Origin of the sequence: Parabacteroides sp. B2-S-102 (assembly GCF_023656665.1) — a bacterium.
GTDB lineage: Bacteria > Bacteroidota > Bacteroidia > Bacteroidales > Tannerellaceae > Parabacteroides > Parabacteroides distasonis.
Genome location: NZ_JAMOKM010000010.1, coordinates 108,961 through 123,913, shown reverse-complemented (window position 1 = coordinate 123,913; position 14,953 = coordinate 108,961). Strand labels below are relative to the sequence as shown.

Genomic DNA, 14,953 nt, shown 5'->3' with positions numbered 1-14,953 from the left:
TATAAAGATGAGAAAGTTTTGTCTGTTGCTTATCCTGTCGCTGGCTTTACCCGTTTTTTGTCTGTTACAAGCGGTGGAGCCTCCAAAAAAGGAAATTCGTGCGGTTTGGTTGACTACGGTTTATGGTCTGGATTGGCCTCATAAACCGGCTACTACCGAGGCGGGACGAAAAGCCCAGCAACAGGCATTGCTTGATATCTTGGACCGGCTTCAAGAAGCGAATTTTAATATGGTCTTCATTCAGGCTCGCTTGAGGGGAGACGTGATGTATCGTTCGGCTATCGAACCAGTCAGTAAGACATTCTCCGGTAAGTATGGAGAATTACCGGGATATGATCCGCTCGCTTTTGTCGTTGATGAATGCCATAAACGGGGAATGGAATGTCATGCGTGGTTCGTGACTTTCCCGTTGGGAACGGAAAAAAGCGTGAAGGAGCAAGGAAAGCTTTCCGTGGTTAAAAAGAAACCAAAACTCTGCAAACGGCATAATGGAGAGTGGTATTTGGACCCCGGTGTACCGGAGACCGCTGATTATATCTTATCCTTAGTCAAGGAGATCGTGAATGGCTACGATATAGATGGCATCCATTTTGATTATATCCGCTATCCGGAAGAGGCGAAAAAATTCCCGGATAAAGCGCTGTATAATAAATCCGGTAAGAAAAAGTCTCTGGCAGACTGGCGTAGGGAGAATATCAACCGGATGGTTTATCGTATTTACGATTGGGTAAAGCAAACGAAACCTTGGGTACAGGTTAGCAGTTCGCCACTCGGGAAATATAATCGTATTGAACGGGTACCTAACGCGGGTTGGACCGCTTACGAAAGTGTCTTCCAAGACCCTAAGATGTGGATGCAACAAGGTAAACAAGATATGATTGTTCCGATGATGTATTACCTGCATAAGAATTTCTTTCCTTTCGTGGATAATTGGGTGGATAATTGTAACGGGCGTTTGGTCGTACCCGGCTTGGGAGCTTATCGAATGGACAAGAGCGAGGCGGACTGGGCCGTGAATGATATAACGGACCAGATCGATTATAGTCGTTATTACGGAGGAGCCGGCTGTGCGTTCTTTCGTTGTGGAAATGTCCTGTATAATGATAAAGGACTTTATAAAGAGTTGAGAGACAATTACTATAAATATCCGGCCCAATTGCCTCCATTGACTTGGCTGAATGATTCGGTACCTGCCGCACCGGAGGGGATCAAAGTGGAACGTTTGGACGATGAGTTGCACTTAACTTGGCAGAAACCTGTGTCGGAAAAGCAGGATTTAACTTATACCGTTTATTATTCATTGACGGATTCGATCGACACAGCTTCGGCAAAATCCATATTAGCTACGAATATTTATGGCAACGAGCTTTTTCTTCCTATCGATGTAGAGTCTGAACGTGGGTATACATTTTCTGTAACGGCTTCCACCCGTTACCGGATAGAGAGTGAACCTTCTCCGGATACCTATTATTACCTGTCTAAATTTATCAAGTAAAGGGAGTATTTTGATTTCGAGTTTTTTTGCTTATTTTTGCGGCATATGAGACGATTTGCCACATCCTTGTTTCTTGTAATTCTTGCTTCCTTAATCTTTTATGGGGGAGCGGGGGTTAATTTCGTATCTTATTGTTGTGGCGTTTGCGAGAAAGAGGGAGTGGAGGCTTTATTGGAAGCTAAGTGCTGTGAGATTCATGGACATGATCATAGTCGTGATAAGCTTGCGAATAATACGGTGGAGTGTTGTGGCATGAATGGCTGTGGCATTGAACGGGTTGATTTTGATTGGAATTCTGTAAATATACAAGTACCGGATCTGCAACCAGTCGTACATGATTTGCTCTTCTCCTCTATTTTCGAGAGTTTACAAATTGCTTCCTTATTTGCTGATTCCTATGAGATTAGGGTGATAGGTCCTCCCGTAGCCTGTCCTCGTGTGTACCTTTCTTTATTGACTACGCTTTTGATTTGATTGTATTCGTGAGGGTGGAAGCTGCTCGCTGAATACCCTTTGGTTTTAAGGTAGGGAATGCTCTATCCCTGCGGAAACTGTATTTAACGATTCAATCAAATAACAACTATCATGTTAAGACAATTATATCTGATATTTTTACTGTTCTGTTTGACTTTTACTTTGACTTGGGCCGAGGATTCCGGCAAGAAAGTGAAAGGACGTGTATGTGATGAAAACAAACAACCTATTATCGGGGCAAATGTATATTGGGAAGGAACCCAAAATGGAACCACGTCCGATGTGGATGGAAATTTCGAGTTAGAACGAAAAGGTGACTCCAAGAATCTGGTGGTTAGCTATATCGGTTATATGACTGAGGTCACCCCTGTGGATGAGAAGGACGATGCTATGCAGATTATCTTAAAAGGTGAGATCGCCTTGGATGAGGTCGTGGTTAGTGAGCGCAAGATGGGAACCATCGCTTCCCGTACGAGCGTATTGCAAACTCAGAAAATTACGTACGATGAGATTTGCCGTGCGGCCTGCTGTAATCTGGCGGAGAGCTTTGAGACAAATCCGTCTGTCGATGTATCGTACTCGGATGCGGCTACAGGTGCCCGGCAAATTAAGCTGTTGGGATTGGCGGGAACCTACGTACAAATGTTGACCGAGAATTACCCGAATTTCCGGGGGGCCGCTTCCTTATATGGCTTGGATTATGTTCCGGGAGCTTGGATGGAAAGTATTCAGGTGTCTAAAGGAACCTCTTCGGTTAAGAATGGGTATGAGGCGTTGGCCGGACAAATCAACGTGGAATTCAAGAAGCCCCCTACGGCGGATATTTTCTCTGCTAATGTGTTCGCTAGTGATGCCGGACGTTATGAAGGGAATGCGGATGCTTCTTGGCATATCAACGACAAGCTCTCTACCGGTTTATTGGTACACTACTCGAATGATAAAATGCAACATGACGGTAATGACGATGGTTTTCTCGATACGCCGCTAAGGGAACAGGTGAACGTAATGAATCGTTGGTATCATAAATTGGATAAATACGTGGCTCAATACGGAGTTCGCTATCTGCATGAGAGCCGTACCGGTGGGCAGGATACGAAACACCATGATTTCACCGACCCGTATCGGATTCATTTAAATACGAACCGGGCCGAATTATTTACGAAGCAGGCCTATATTATCGATAAGGAAAAGGTAGAGAGCGTGGCATTGATACTTTCCGGTTCTTATCATGAGCAAAAATCAAGATATGACCGTACGCCCTATAATGTATATCAGAATAATGTATATGCCAGTTTGCTGTATGAAAAGGAGTTTACGCCGATGCATAGCTTGAGTACCGGATTAAGTATGAACTATGATGGTTTCGACGAGAATCTGGTTCAATATGCGGGAGGAGAGTCGGTCCGTCATGCCTATGACCGTACGGAAGTCGTGCCGGGAGCTTATGCCCAATATACGTTCAATCTGAATGATAAACTGATCTTATTGGCGGGTGTACGTGCGGATTATAGTACGTTGTATGATTTCTTTGTAACCCCTCGTGTACATATTAAATATAATCCTTTTGACTGGTTCCATATCCGGGCTTCGGCAGGTAAAGGATTTCGGACAGCGAATGTGCTGGCAGAGAACAACTTTTTGTTATCCAGTAGTCGAAAAATGTATATCGCCGACAATCTGGATCAAGAAGAAGCGTGGAATACCGGTCTGAATCTGTCATTTTATATACCTTTGTTCGGGAAGGAACTGAGCTTGAGCGGGGAATGGTATTATACCGATTTCTTGAAGCAAATCGTGGTGGATATGGATAGTGATCCTCATGCGGTTCGTTTCTACAATCTGGATGGGCGTTCCTATTCGAATAGCTTCCAAGTGGAGGCTTCCTATCCTTTTTTCCGGGGATTTACGTTAACGGCCGCTTATCGTTATACAGATGCGAAGACCGATTACCGGAATGAGGAGGGGGGGGCGCATCGATTGAAAAAGCCGTTGGTTAGTGATTATAAAGGTTTATTGACCGCTTCTTATCAAACCCCGTTGAAAAAATGGCAGTTTGATTTGACCAGCCAGTTTAATGGAGGTGGCCGTATGCCGACACCGGATGCATCTAATCCGTTATGGGAGCCGAATTTTAAGGCTTATACGGTAGTGAATGCGCAGATTACGAAATATTTCCGTCAATGGTCTATTTACGTGGGAGCGGAGAACCTGTTTAATTACAAACAACCGAATCCGATTATCGATGCCAGCAATCCCAGAGGGGATAACTTCGATGGATCTATGGTGTGGGGACCGGTGCATGGACGGAAAATTTATGCGGGTATCCGCTTTAATATAAGCAGGGATTGACACGTATATACGTATAAGCCCGCACGTATATACGTGTAGGCCTATGCGTATACTGGTGTGGCCCTACGCCTATATACGTGTAGCCCGATGCCTATAGTGGTGCTTTTCTTTTGGTAGATATGAATGGATAATTAGAATTGTTAATATTAAAAATGATTGATTATGAAACGATTAATTATGTTGCTGTTTTGTGCTGTATGTACGGTATCGATGACATTCGCCCAAGACGCGAAAAAGAAGAAGGACTCTGTGACATTCTTTATCGAAGCGATGGATTGTGATCACTGTATCAAGAAGATCGAGAAAAATATCGCTTTCGAGAAAGGAGTGACCGACTTGAAATGTGATCTGAGTACCCGTACGGCCATTGTGACTTACAAGACGGATAAGACTTCGAAGACCCGCTTGGCCGCGGCATTCAAAAAGATCGGTATGGAAGCGGTTCCGGTAGATAATGGCGCCGGTTGTCCGGTACCTCCGGCGAAAAAAAGTGAGCATACTCACGCTCATTAACATGGAAATTCATAAGAACATCTTATCTTTGCAGATGTTCCGTGAGGGCGGGCCGGAGTGTCCGCCCTGTTTATGAAATAATTTTTCTACGGAATGCAGCGTTTGTTTAATTATTTACATCCTAATATTGTACAGTCTCCAGAAGGGAGACGTTCAAGGCACGACTGAATGAATGAGCTACAACTGATAGAGGGTTGTCGGAAGGGGGAGAGACGAGCTCAAAAAGAGCTTTATGATGCATATTCCCGAAAAATGATGGGAGTTTGCCTTCGTTATGTGAACGACAGGGAAACGGCTCGTGATTTGTTGCAGGATGGCTTCGTGAAAATCTTTACCAGTATGGATTCCTATACAGGGAGTGGTTCATTTGAGGGGTGGATGCGGAAGATCTTTGTTAATTGTGCGTTGGAATATCTGCGAAAGTCGGATGTGTTGCGTGAAGCGACCGATCTTGACAATACGGCGGAACTGATTCAACCCGATAGTTCGGCTATCTCGGACATGTCGGCGGCTGAGTTGATGAATCTAGTGAAGGAGTTGCCGGTTGGCTTCCGTACCGTATTCAATATGTTCGCGATAGAGGGATATTCTCATAAGGAGATCAGTGAGATGTTGAACATAACAGAGAGTACTTCCCGTTCACAATATACCCGTGCCAAGCAGTTATTACAACGTAGAATTAACGCATTGTATTGAGATAAGATGAGTAAAAAGGAAAGAGATATATGGGATGATGCGATCCGGTCGAAGCTAGAGGATTTCGAGATGGATACGCTACCCGGCGACTGGGAGGCTATAGCCGATCGATTGCCCGGAAAGGCTCCGGTTCCTTTGCGTCGTACGCTTCGCTACTGGGTTGCCGCCGCCGTGATCTCCTTATTGGTCGTATCGGGTGGTATCTATTTATATGACAGGGAGATGGAAGATCTACCTATAGCCCAAGAAATACAGTCTTCACAAGAGTCGACATCCGTGGATACCCCGGTTGTTCCGATAGAGAAAACGATGGAGCAAGCGCCCGTATTAGCGACTATTCCTGCTGCTGCGGTCGTGAAGGCAAAAGCGGCATCTGGAGCGGTTAAAGTGGGAGCTAAGGCTAGGATGGCAGCGTTCCGGCAAAATGTAGAGAGTGCAGAGGATCGGCCTATTTCTGAGTCGGAGGTAATGTCTGCTGATAGATCGGCGAATGAGAAAAATACCGTTGAACCGGAGGTTGAAAGGAATAATGATGAGATAGTTGTTCTCAAGAATGATGTACTTGTCGCGGATGCTACTCCTGTTACTAAAAAGAAGCCAGAGAAGACCGCGTCTCGGAAATGGGGGTTCGGTATGGGAGGTGGAGGTCTTTCCATGGGCGCTGATAATCTGGTCCCTCAGTATGTGACGAATAGCAGTGTGCTTAAGAGCGAGAATCTGATGAGCTTAAATTCGTTCGATGCGGAGAAGAAAGATCCTGCTAAGACGGATATTCATCATAAGACGCCTATTGGGGTGGGTATCTCAATTAGTCGTTATTTGAATAATCGTTTTTCTTTGCAGACTGGATTAACTTATTCTTACTTAAGATCGGAGTGGAGTACGAATAATACGTACCATATAGAGAATGATCAGCGATTGCATTTTATAGGAATTCCATTATCATTGACTTATAAGATCGCGGAATGGAATCGTTTTATGTTTTACGCCTCAGCCGGAGGTATGGCGGAAATGAATGTCGCTGGCAAACGTAGAATGAAATTATTCTCGGATGAGGTAGAGATCGCAAAGCAAAGTGAACATATTCGAATGAAAGAATGGCTATGGTCTGTAAATGCCCGTGCCGGCGTAAGTTATCCGATTATCCGTTTCGTAAGCGCTTTCGCAGAGGTGGGAGCCAGCTATTATTTTGATAATGGTAGCGAGATCGAAACCATCCATTCGGAGAAGCCGTTTAACATGAGCCTTCAGTTCGGATTTCGTTTTGGTTTTTAATACTCGATAGATTAACAGTGTAAATACAAATACTTAAAAATAGAAAAATTGAATTATGAAAGCATTTAAATTAATTGGAGCAGCGGCGGCTGCGTCATTATTGTTGTTGACCTCTTGTCTTGGAGAATCGAATAATACGGTGACTCGTGCCGGCTTTGGTGTCGCAGGTCTTTCTGAAAAGACATATAAAACGGTACTGAATACAAATATGGGAGCATTATACTCTCCGTCTTTATCGGCACAAGTAGTTGACGGAGCTTGTTACTTGATCAACTATGAATTAGACCTAAATTCTCCGGAGAATGCGAATGCGGCGACAAATGGTTATTTAACAGCGACAATCTCTGTGGCAGATGAGATAACAAAAGGACAGCCAGTCTTTTATAATGTGCCAGATTCGGCCAGTTTACTTCAGAATGAGATACCTGTAAAAAACCTATTTAGCAATGGCGACTATGGGGTGTATGTAGACGGTTATTTATTCTTCTTTATAACAATGGATATGTTTAAGGATCAGAAAAATTCTTATACTTTATATTGGGATCGTTCAAAGGAGCCTACTATGGTGGATAATGTCCCGACATATGACTTGTTCTTGCGTGTCGCTAAAGTAGCGGACGGAACAGGTTCTGCGGCATCATCTATAGGAGAAGTCCGTGCGTTTAATGTTAAGTCTGTATTGGAGTCTGTGAATAGCGCTGAGGCTAATAAAGATTCAAAGTCTTTTAATCTTAAGGTCAATTATCTAAATACGATTAATGAAAAAGATAGTACGGATTTGAAATGGGCTTCTTATACCGTTCTATTCCAAGTCGTGAAAAACTCATAAAGAAATTAGTATAGAAGTTGAGGGCGTACCGATAAGAAGATTATCGATACGCCCTATTTTTTTGCCGTTTTTTTTATGTATATGGGTAAAGATCGTATCTTTGCGTACTTTAAGAGGAGTATTGTGAAATGAGATACAAGAATTTAATAGGTTTTGTCTGGGTGGCGGTTTTCATGAGTCTGTTTACTTCTTGCCTAAAAGACATAAATAACGTCTATAATCCGGGAACGACCGCCGCTGTGGTTCGTCAACATGGAGATAGCGCGTTGATGATGGCTAATACCCGGTTCGGTTGGATCTATTCGACGAAGCTGAGCTCATACTCAGAGGGTAAATGCTTGTTAGTGAGCTTTGATTATGATCCTAGCTTACCGGAAAATACGAATGCGGAACAAAAAGGGTATTATACGGTGACGATACAAGGGGAAACCGCTGTTAACCAGCAAAACGCTGAGAGCCCTCTTACGGATACGCATAAATTATTGACTAATGAGCAACCGGTACTTGCGGTCAACCCCAATGATTCTGTTTTATACATCAAATTAGAAGACTATTTATTTCTGCCCTCTGCTTGTTGGACGACAAAAGATCGGACTTTAAATTGGCAATTGACTTACGATCCGGCTCAGGAAGCTGTTGTGGAAAATCGGAAATCAATTTATTCCTTATATTTACGGGCTGCCGCTACGACCGGAAAGCCGGAGGATAAGGCAGAGGAGGCTATCGCGGTTATCAATGCCTTTAATCTGGCGAATTTTATCAAGGATATGCGAGAACAAGGTGGACGCGACGCGGATATGTATGTTCGGATTCATTATATCGATCAAATTAATCCGAAAGATAGTACCCAGTTTACATGGGGAGTAACGGATCCTTTACTTATAAACTAAAGAAGATGAGAAAGCGAATTTTATACGGCTTATTTTTATCCTTGTTTTTCTTAATGACCTCTTGTATGGGGGATGGAAGTAACTCCATCAATTATCATCGGGTAGGAGTGATACGTGAGAATCCTATGCGATGTATCTATACGGCGGATGATCAAGGGAATATATTTATCGTCTCTTCCTCTGAGTTTGAGAATCGGACGGATTTGAAAGATGGCGATTGCTGTGTGGTTGATTTCAAGACGAATTTTAGCGAGGAATTGGGCAATGGTGTTTACAACGCTGAGATTTATAAGTATGATTCGGTCGCTGTATGGCCTTTGCATGAGACATTGACTGATACTACGGTTGTATTGGACAAGGAGCGTCTGGTTACGCTGGACTTTAAGAAAAGTATTTATTTGGAAGGACGTTTCTTCTTGCAAACCCAACATGTAAATCATCAGGTAGACCAAAAGGATATTTTCAATTTATCCTATAACCCTGATCAGGAGGTGGAAGAAGACAGCACCGGACAACGGGTCTATAACCTATACCTTCGGGTAACCCAAGAGGGAGGTACCGGCGATTCCACGAAATGGGTGAATACGACCGCTTTTACGATCGATAAGTTTTTGGACCAAGCCAAAGCGATAGAGAGTAGTGAGGGGCAAAATGTGATAAATTTTAAAATAAATTATGCCGAACGCTATAATGCGGATACAACCGCATGTGTTTGGGGGGCTACCGACGTATTTACGTTGCGTTTTACGAATTAAATATATACTTTTGCTATTTAAAAGTAAACAGAGATGTATAAGGAGATATTTAGGTGGGTAATCGCTATCATCTCACAGCCGGCGAAGGCGTGGGCCTTGTTAGCGAAAAAAGGAGAGAAGCAGGAGGAGTTCTTATCCCGATTCGTGTATCCTTTGATCGGCTTCGTTACCGTCGCAGCTTTTCTGGGCGTATTGTTTACGCGGAAGGAGTTTGATTTAGAGCTGGCCTTGAAGTCGTCTATCCGGACATTGGTGTCCTCGTTCGGTGGTTTTTACCTCGGGGCTTATCTGATGAACGAGATATGGCAAGGTATATTTAAACGGGAGAAGGATTTGAAACTGTGGTTGCGCTTCGTCGGGTATTCCTCATCGTTGATGTTCGCTTTGAATATCGTATTGATGTTGCTTCCCGAGTTTTTCTTCTTGCGGATATTTATCCTTTATACATTCTATATTGTTTGGGAAGGCGCTGGTCCGTATATGGGAGTCGAGGAGAAGATCCGTCTGAAGTTCGTAGGATTTACAACCGCCATTATATTACTGACTCCGGCTGTTATCGAGATTTTGTTATCGATGCTGATGCCCGGTTTGAGTTTTTGACAGAATAACACAAGATGAAAGAGAAGATTAGTAATAACATACAGATAAAGAATAAGCGGGCGACGTTCGATTACGAGTTGCTCGACACTTTTACGGCCGGGATCGTACTGACCGGAACGGAGATTAAATCGATCCGTTTAGGGAAGGCGAGTTTGGTAGATACGTTTTGTATCGTGGAAAAAGGGGAACTGTGGGTGAAGAATATGTACATCGCCGAATATTTTTACGGTACGTACAATAATCACAACGCACGGCGGGACCGGAAATTACTTCTTACCAAAAAGGAATTACGAAAGATCGAGGGTGCGGTTCGTGCTAGTGGTTTTACGATCGTTCCCACTCGTTTGTTTATCAATGAGAAAGGATTGGCGAAAGTAGTCGTCGCGATCGCACGAGGTAAAAAGGAATATGATAAGCGAGACTCCATCCGGGAACGTGACGACCGACGGGAGATGGATCGGGCTTTCAAACGATAAGTCGAGATGGAAACAGGGCAAGGCGTGATCGGTAGGGTTTGGGGATGTATCCTGAAAGCTCTGCCTAAAGCAGGCAAGACGTGTTTATGGCTGCTAAAGATTATTTTGCCTATTTCTTTATTGGTCCGTATATTGCAATATTCCGGAATATTAGGTCAGATCTCGGATTGGTTAGTGCCCGTGTTCTCGTTGGTGGGTCTGCCGGGGGAGACAGCCATTGTTTTTATAACCAGTATATTCTCCCCATTATATGCTCCGATCGCTTTGATCACCTCGATGTCTTTAGGAGTCCGTGAAGCTACGATATTGGCATTGATGTGCCTTACTTCCCATAATCTAATGGTAGAATCCTCCGTACAGGCAAAGACCGGGTCTTCTTTCTGGGAGATGACGCTGCTCCGTTTGATCATGAGTTTCGTGATCGCCTTTTCTTTGAATTGGGTAATGCCCCATGAAGGATGGGGACAGGTCGGGATCGCTCAAAGCGCGGCTGTATGCGATAATTGGTTGGAAGTATTCGTACTTTGGTTTACCAGCTCGATGAAGGTGGTGATTTCTATTTTGATAATTGTTACGGCTTTAATGATCCTTCATTATATATTGGAAGAGTTTAATCTAATGAAAGGATTGTCCTCGGTCTTTTCTCCGCTGATGCGATTATTTGGCTTGCCTCAAGATGCCGCTTTTTTGTGGTTGGTAGGTAATGTGGTCGGACTGGCTTATGGCGGGGCTATTATGGTAGAGCAAATGGAGCAGAGGAAGTTGTCTTACGGTGACGGCAACTTGCTGAACCATCATTTGGCCGTGTGCCATTCCCTGTTGGAAGATACGATCATCTTTGCTGCGATAGGGGTACCCGTTCTTTGGGTGGTGCCTACCCGTCTGTTTTTCGCCATCGCTGTGGTATGGATCCTCCGGGGATATAGTTATATGTACGCAAGAAAGGTAAAACATATTTATGAATAAGGAACGATTTCTGCGACTCTTGAATGAGCGCATTTTGATCTTGGATGGTGGTATGGGTACCATGATCCAAAGTTTCAAACTAAACGAACAAGATTACCGAGGCAAACGTTTCGCCGATTTTCCGGGACAATTGAAGGGGAACAATGATTTATTGTGTATCACCCGCCCGGATGTAATCCAGTCTATTCATCGTCAGTATTTGGATGCGGGAGCGGATATCTTCGCTACGAATACGTTTAACGCGAATGCTATTTCCATGGCAGATTATGCGATGGAGGCCTATGTACGTGAGATAAATCTGGCCGCCGGCCGATTGTCGAGGGAAGTGGCGGATACCTATATGGCAGAGCATCCGGATCGTACGATCTTCGTGGCCGGATCGATCGGTCCTACTAATAAGACAGCTTCCATGAGTCCGGATGTAAGCGATCCCGCTTATCGTGCCGTCACTTATAAAGATTTGTATAATGCCTACAAGGAGCAAGTCGAGGGACTTGTTGACGGCGGGGTGGATATCATCCTTTTCGAGACTACTTTCGATACGTTGAACGTAAAAGCGGGATTGGAAGCAGCTGAGGTCGTGTTGAAAGAGAAAGAAAAAGACCTGCCGATTATGTTGTCTTTGACTTTGTCCGCGCAAGGTGGACGAACATTTTCCGGACAGACTTTATTGGCCTTCTTAGCTTCCATACAGCATACACATATTGTTTCGGTTGGCTTAAACTGCTCTTTCGGAGCAGCGGATATGAAGCCCTATTTACAAGAGTTGGCGAAGTATGCCCCCTATTATATCAGCGCTTATCCGAACGCCGGATTGCCGAATAGTTTTGGTACCTATGACGAGACGCCGGATAAAATGGCCCAACATGTGAAGCCTTTTGTGGAAGAGGGATTAGTGAACATTATCGGAGGCTGTTGCGGAACGACTCCGGCGCATATCTCCCGGTATCCGGAGTTGGTGAAAGGAGCTAAACCGCATATCCCGGCTTTGAAACCGGATTGCCTGTGGCTGTCGGGCTTGGAACTGCTGGAGGTGAAACCGGAGAATAATTTCGTGAACGTGGGAGAGCGTTGTAATGTGGCCGGTTCTCGGAAATTCTTACGCTTGATAAAAGAAGGCAGTTATGAGGAAGCGTTGACGATCGCTCGTAAGCAAGTGGAGGATGGCGCCCAAGTGATCGATATCAATATGGACGATGGTATGTTGGATGCCGTGAAAGAAATGAAGACATTCTTAAACTTGATCGCCTCCGAACCGGATATTGCCCGTGTACCCGTCATGATCGATTCTTCCAAATGGGAAGTGATCGAGGAAGGCTTGATGTGCGTGCAAGGAAAGAGCATCGTGAATTCCATCTCCTTGAAAGAAGGAGAGGAGGTCTTCCTTAAACATGCCGCCCGTATAAAGCAGCTGGGTGCGGCTGCGGTCGTGATGGCTTTCGACGAGAAAGGACAGGCGGATACCTATGAAAGAAAGATTGAGATTTGCGAACGGGCCTATCGCCTATTGATCGAGAAGATCGATTTCAATCCCCAAGATATTATTTTTGACCCGAACGTATTGGCGATCGCTACCGGTATGGAGGAACATAATGGCTATGGTCTGGCGTTTATCCGTGCCGTTGAATGGATCAAGAAGAACTTGCCGGGTGCGAAGGTGAGTGGTGGTGTAAGTAATTTATCTTTCTCTTTCCGAGGGAACAATCATGTACGCGAGGCTATGCATTCCGTATTTCTATATCATGCGATTGGGAAGGGGATGGATATGGGTATCGTGAATCCGTCTACCTCCGTACTTTATGAGGATATAGAGCCGGAGTTCCGTACCTTGTTGGAAGACGTGATCTTGGCACGCCGTCCGGAAGCTGCCGAGGAGTTAATTACTTATGCTCAAAATTTACATGTACAAACTTCCGGAGAAACTCCGGAGAAGCATGAGGTTTGGCGTGAGCTTTCATTGAAGGAGCGTTTGGAACATGCCTTAATCAAAGGGATCGGAGACTATTTGGAGGACGATTTACAAGAAGCCTTGCAGATTTATCCGCATGCCGTGGATATAATTGACGGTCCGTTAATGAGCGGAATGAATAAGGTCGGCGAGTTATTCGGTGCCGGAAAGATGTTTCTCCCTCAAGTCGTGAAGACCGCACGTACGATGAAAAAGGCCGTAGCTATTTTACAACCGGCCATTGAATCTGAAAAGAAAGCTTCCGGCTCTGCGAAGGCCGGTAAAGTGATTTTCGCTACGGTAAAAGGGGATGTACATGATATCGGTAAGAATATCGTCTCTATCGTATTGTCTTGTAATAACTACGAGGTGATTGATTTAGGGGTAATGGTTCCCGCAGATGTGATCATAAAGAAAGCGATCGAGGAGAAACCGGATCTGGTTTGCTTATCCGGCCTGATAACCCCTTCTTTAGAAGAGATGGCGCATGTCGCGGACGAGATGCAGAAAGCGGGACTTACAATTCCTATGATGGTGGGTGGCGCTACGACCTCCAAATTGCATACGGCGGTGAAGATCGCTCCGCATTACGATTATCCGGTGATCCATGTGTTGGATGCCTCACAGAATCCGTTGATCGCCGCCAAACTATTGAATCCGGATACCCGTGATGCCTATATCATGGAGTTGGAACAAGAACAAGAAGCTTTGCGTGCCTCCTTAGGACAGAAGAAAGAGGTCTTGATTTCTCTTTCTGAGGCTCGTAAGCATCCGATTGAAATAGATTGGACCGGGTATATACCGGTTGTTCCAGCCCGGATGGGGGTACATGTTATCCCTTATATCCCCTTGGAAGAAGTGATTCCTTATATCCACTGGACCTTCTTTTTTAGCGCATGGAAATTGAATGGGGAAAAGGATCGTGCGAAAGCCGCTGAGGCGATGCAATTGCATAAGGACGCTGTCAGGCTTTTAGATCGGCTGGTCAATATGAAGGTTGAGTATTGTAAAGCGATTTACGGATTTTTCCCCGCCAATAGCGAAGGGGATACGATCCGGATGGGAAATACTGTTCTTCCTTTATTACGGCAGCAAGCGAAAAAGGAGGAAAGTATCTACAAATGTCTTTCCGATTATGTATTGCCGGTTTCTGAAGGACGGACCGACTATGTGGGAGCCTTTGTGGTTACGGCAGGAGCTGGTGCGGATGAATTGAAGGATGAATTCGAGCGAGAAGGCGATACCTATAATTCAATGTTGCTGCAAACCTTGACCGATCGCCTAGCGGAAGCTACAGCCGAATATCTTCATGAGAAAGTACGTAAAGAATATTGGGGATATGCTAAAGACGAATCCTTGTCTATCCCGGATCTTTACAAGGTGAAATACCAAGGAATCCGTCCGGCTATCGGTTACCCTTCTCTACCGGATCAATTATTGAATTTCACATTGGATGGATTGCTTGATATGTCGCAAATTGGTGTTTCGTTAACCGAGAATGGTGCCATGTATCCTACGGCTTCGGTCAGTGGAATTTATATTGCTCATCCCTCTTCTCAATATTTCATGATCGGTTCTATCGATGAGGAGCAATTGAAAGATTATGCGAGCCGCCGGAATTTAACGGAGGAGCAAGTCCGAAAGTTATTGAGTAGGAATATAGGATAATTTAGTAGCATCACTGCAA

Annotated in this window: 13 protein-coding genes; all 13 read left to right on the top strand. The window is 44.5% G+C overall.

Annotated features, from left to right (window positions below):
• Positions 1 to 7: 7 nt before the first annotated feature.
• The 13 genes from NBH07_RS13905 (at position 8) to metH (ending at position 14,934) form a co-directional block, all read left to right on the top strand.
• Positions 8 to 1,495 carry a glycoside hydrolase family 10-like protein gene (locus NBH07_RS13905; RefSeq protein ID WP_005855440.1) on the top strand — a complete coding sequence of 496 codons (1,488 nt, stop codon included), beginning with the start codon at positions 8 to 10 and terminating at the stop codon, positions 1,493 to 1,495.
• Positions 1,496 to 1,540: 45 nt separating this feature from the next.
• Positions 1,541 to 1,969 (top strand): hypothetical protein, encoded by a 429-nt coding sequence (locus tag NBH07_RS13900; RefSeq protein ID WP_005855442.1) that lies wholly within the window; start codon positions 1,541 to 1,543, stop codon positions 1,967 to 1,969.
• Between the two features lie 111 nt (positions 1,970 to 2,080).
• Complete coding sequence (locus tag NBH07_RS13895) at positions 2,081 to 4,318, top strand: TonB-dependent receptor plug domain-containing protein (RefSeq protein ID WP_156682601.1); 2,238 nt, start codon at positions 2,081 to 2,083, stop codon at positions 4,316 to 4,318.
• Between the two features lie 162 nt (positions 4,319 to 4,480).
• Positions 4,481 to 4,831: a cation transporter gene (locus NBH07_RS13890; protein WP_005855446.1), complete on the top strand. Its 351-nt coding sequence runs from the start codon at positions 4,481 to 4,483 to the stop codon at positions 4,829 to 4,831.
• A 168-nt stretch (positions 4,832 to 4,999) separates the two neighbouring features.
• Positions 5,000 to 5,527: an RNA polymerase sigma factor gene (locus NBH07_RS13885; protein ID WP_005865183.1), complete on the top strand. Its 528-nt coding sequence runs from the start codon at positions 5,000 to 5,002 to the stop codon at positions 5,525 to 5,527.
• 6 nt (positions 5,528 to 5,533) lie between these two features.
• Positions 5,534 to 6,802, top strand: coding sequence for a porin family protein (locus tag NBH07_RS13880; RefSeq protein WP_005855450.1), 1,269 nt, complete (start codon positions 5,534 to 5,536; stop codon positions 6,800 to 6,802).
• A gap of 55 nt (positions 6,803 to 6,857) precedes the next feature.
• Positions 6,858 to 7,631: a BFO_2992 family lipoprotein gene (locus NBH07_RS13875; protein WP_005865187.1), complete on the top strand. Its 774-nt coding sequence runs from the start codon at positions 6,858 to 6,860 to the stop codon at positions 7,629 to 7,631.
• Between the two features lie 128 nt (positions 7,632 to 7,759).
• Positions 7,760 to 8,521: a BFO_2992 family lipoprotein gene (locus tag NBH07_RS13870; RefSeq protein WP_005855454.1), complete on the top strand. Its 762-nt coding sequence runs from the start codon at positions 7,760 to 7,762 to the stop codon at positions 8,519 to 8,521.
• Between the two features lie 5 nt (positions 8,522 to 8,526).
• On the top strand, positions 8,527 to 9,276 hold the full coding sequence (locus NBH07_RS13865) for a BFO_2992 family lipoprotein (RefSeq protein WP_057319669.1): 750 nt from the start codon (positions 8,527 to 8,529) through the stop codon (positions 9,274 to 9,276).
• Positions 9,277 to 9,309: 33 nt separating this feature from the next.
• A complete protein-coding gene (locus NBH07_RS13860) occupies positions 9,310 to 9,876 on the top strand; it encodes a YIP1 family protein (protein ID WP_008780886.1) in 567 nt (188 codons plus the stop codon).
• A 14-nt stretch (positions 9,877 to 9,890) separates the two neighbouring features.
• Positions 9,891 to 10,352, top strand: a complete 462-nt coding sequence (smpB, locus tag NBH07_RS13855) for an SsrA-binding protein SmpB (protein ID WP_005855460.1) — start codon at positions 9,891 to 9,893, stop codon at positions 10,350 to 10,352.
• A 6-nt stretch (positions 10,353 to 10,358) separates the two neighbouring features.
• Positions 10,359 to 11,318 (top strand): nucleoside recognition domain-containing protein, encoded by a 960-nt coding sequence (locus NBH07_RS13850; RefSeq protein ID WP_005855462.1) that lies wholly within the window; start codon positions 10,359 to 10,361, stop codon positions 11,316 to 11,318.
• Positions 11,311 to 14,934 carry a methionine synthase gene (metH, locus tag NBH07_RS13845; protein WP_156682599.1) on the top strand — a complete coding sequence of 1,208 codons (3,624 nt, stop codon included), beginning with the start codon at positions 11,311 to 11,313 and terminating at the stop codon, positions 14,932 to 14,934. The genes NBH07_RS13850 and metH overlap by 8 nt, the downstream gene beginning before the upstream one ends.
• The last annotated feature ends 19 nt before the right edge of the window (positions 14,935 to 14,953 follow it).

Bases quoted from the DNA above. Each gene is read 5' to 3' on its own strand.
- NBH07_RS13905 (WP_005855440.1), top strand. From the start codon at position 8: ATGAGAAAGTTTTGTCTGTTGCTTATCCTGTCGCTGGCTTTACCCGTT.
- NBH07_RS13900 (WP_005855442.1), top strand. From the start codon at position 1,541: ATGAGACGATTTGCCACATCCTTGTTTCTTGTAATTCTTGCTTCCTTA.
- NBH07_RS13895 (WP_156682601.1), top strand. From the start codon at position 2,081: ATGTTAAGACAATTATATCTGATATTTTTACTGTTCTGTTTGACTTTT.
- NBH07_RS13890 (WP_005855446.1), top strand. From the start codon at position 4,481: ATGAAACGATTAATTATGTTGCTGTTTTGTGCTGTATGTACGGTATCG.
- NBH07_RS13885 (WP_005865183.1), top strand. From the start codon at position 5,000: ATGAATGAGCTACAACTGATAGAGGGTTGTCGGAAGGGGGAGAGACGA.
- NBH07_RS13880 (WP_005855450.1), top strand. From the start codon at position 5,534: ATGAGTAAAAAGGAAAGAGATATATGGGATGATGCGATCCGGTCGAAG.
- NBH07_RS13875 (WP_005865187.1), top strand. From the start codon at position 6,858: ATGAAAGCATTTAAATTAATTGGAGCAGCGGCGGCTGCGTCATTATTG.
- NBH07_RS13870 (WP_005855454.1), top strand. From the start codon at position 7,760: ATGAGATACAAGAATTTAATAGGTTTTGTCTGGGTGGCGGTTTTCATG.
- NBH07_RS13865 (WP_057319669.1), top strand. From the start codon at position 8,527: ATGAGAAAGCGAATTTTATACGGCTTATTTTTATCCTTGTTTTTCTTA.
- NBH07_RS13860 (WP_008780886.1), top strand. From the start codon at position 9,310: ATGTATAAGGAGATATTTAGGTGGGTAATCGCTATCATCTCACAGCCG.
- smpB (WP_005855460.1), top strand. From the start codon at position 9,891: ATGAAAGAGAAGATTAGTAATAACATACAGATAAAGAATAAGCGGGCG.
- NBH07_RS13850 (WP_005855462.1), top strand. From the start codon at position 10,359: ATGGAAACAGGGCAAGGCGTGATCGGTAGGGTTTGGGGATGTATCCTG.
- metH (WP_156682599.1), top strand. From the start codon at position 11,311: ATGAATAAGGAACGATTTCTGCGACTCTTGAATGAGCGCATTTTGATC.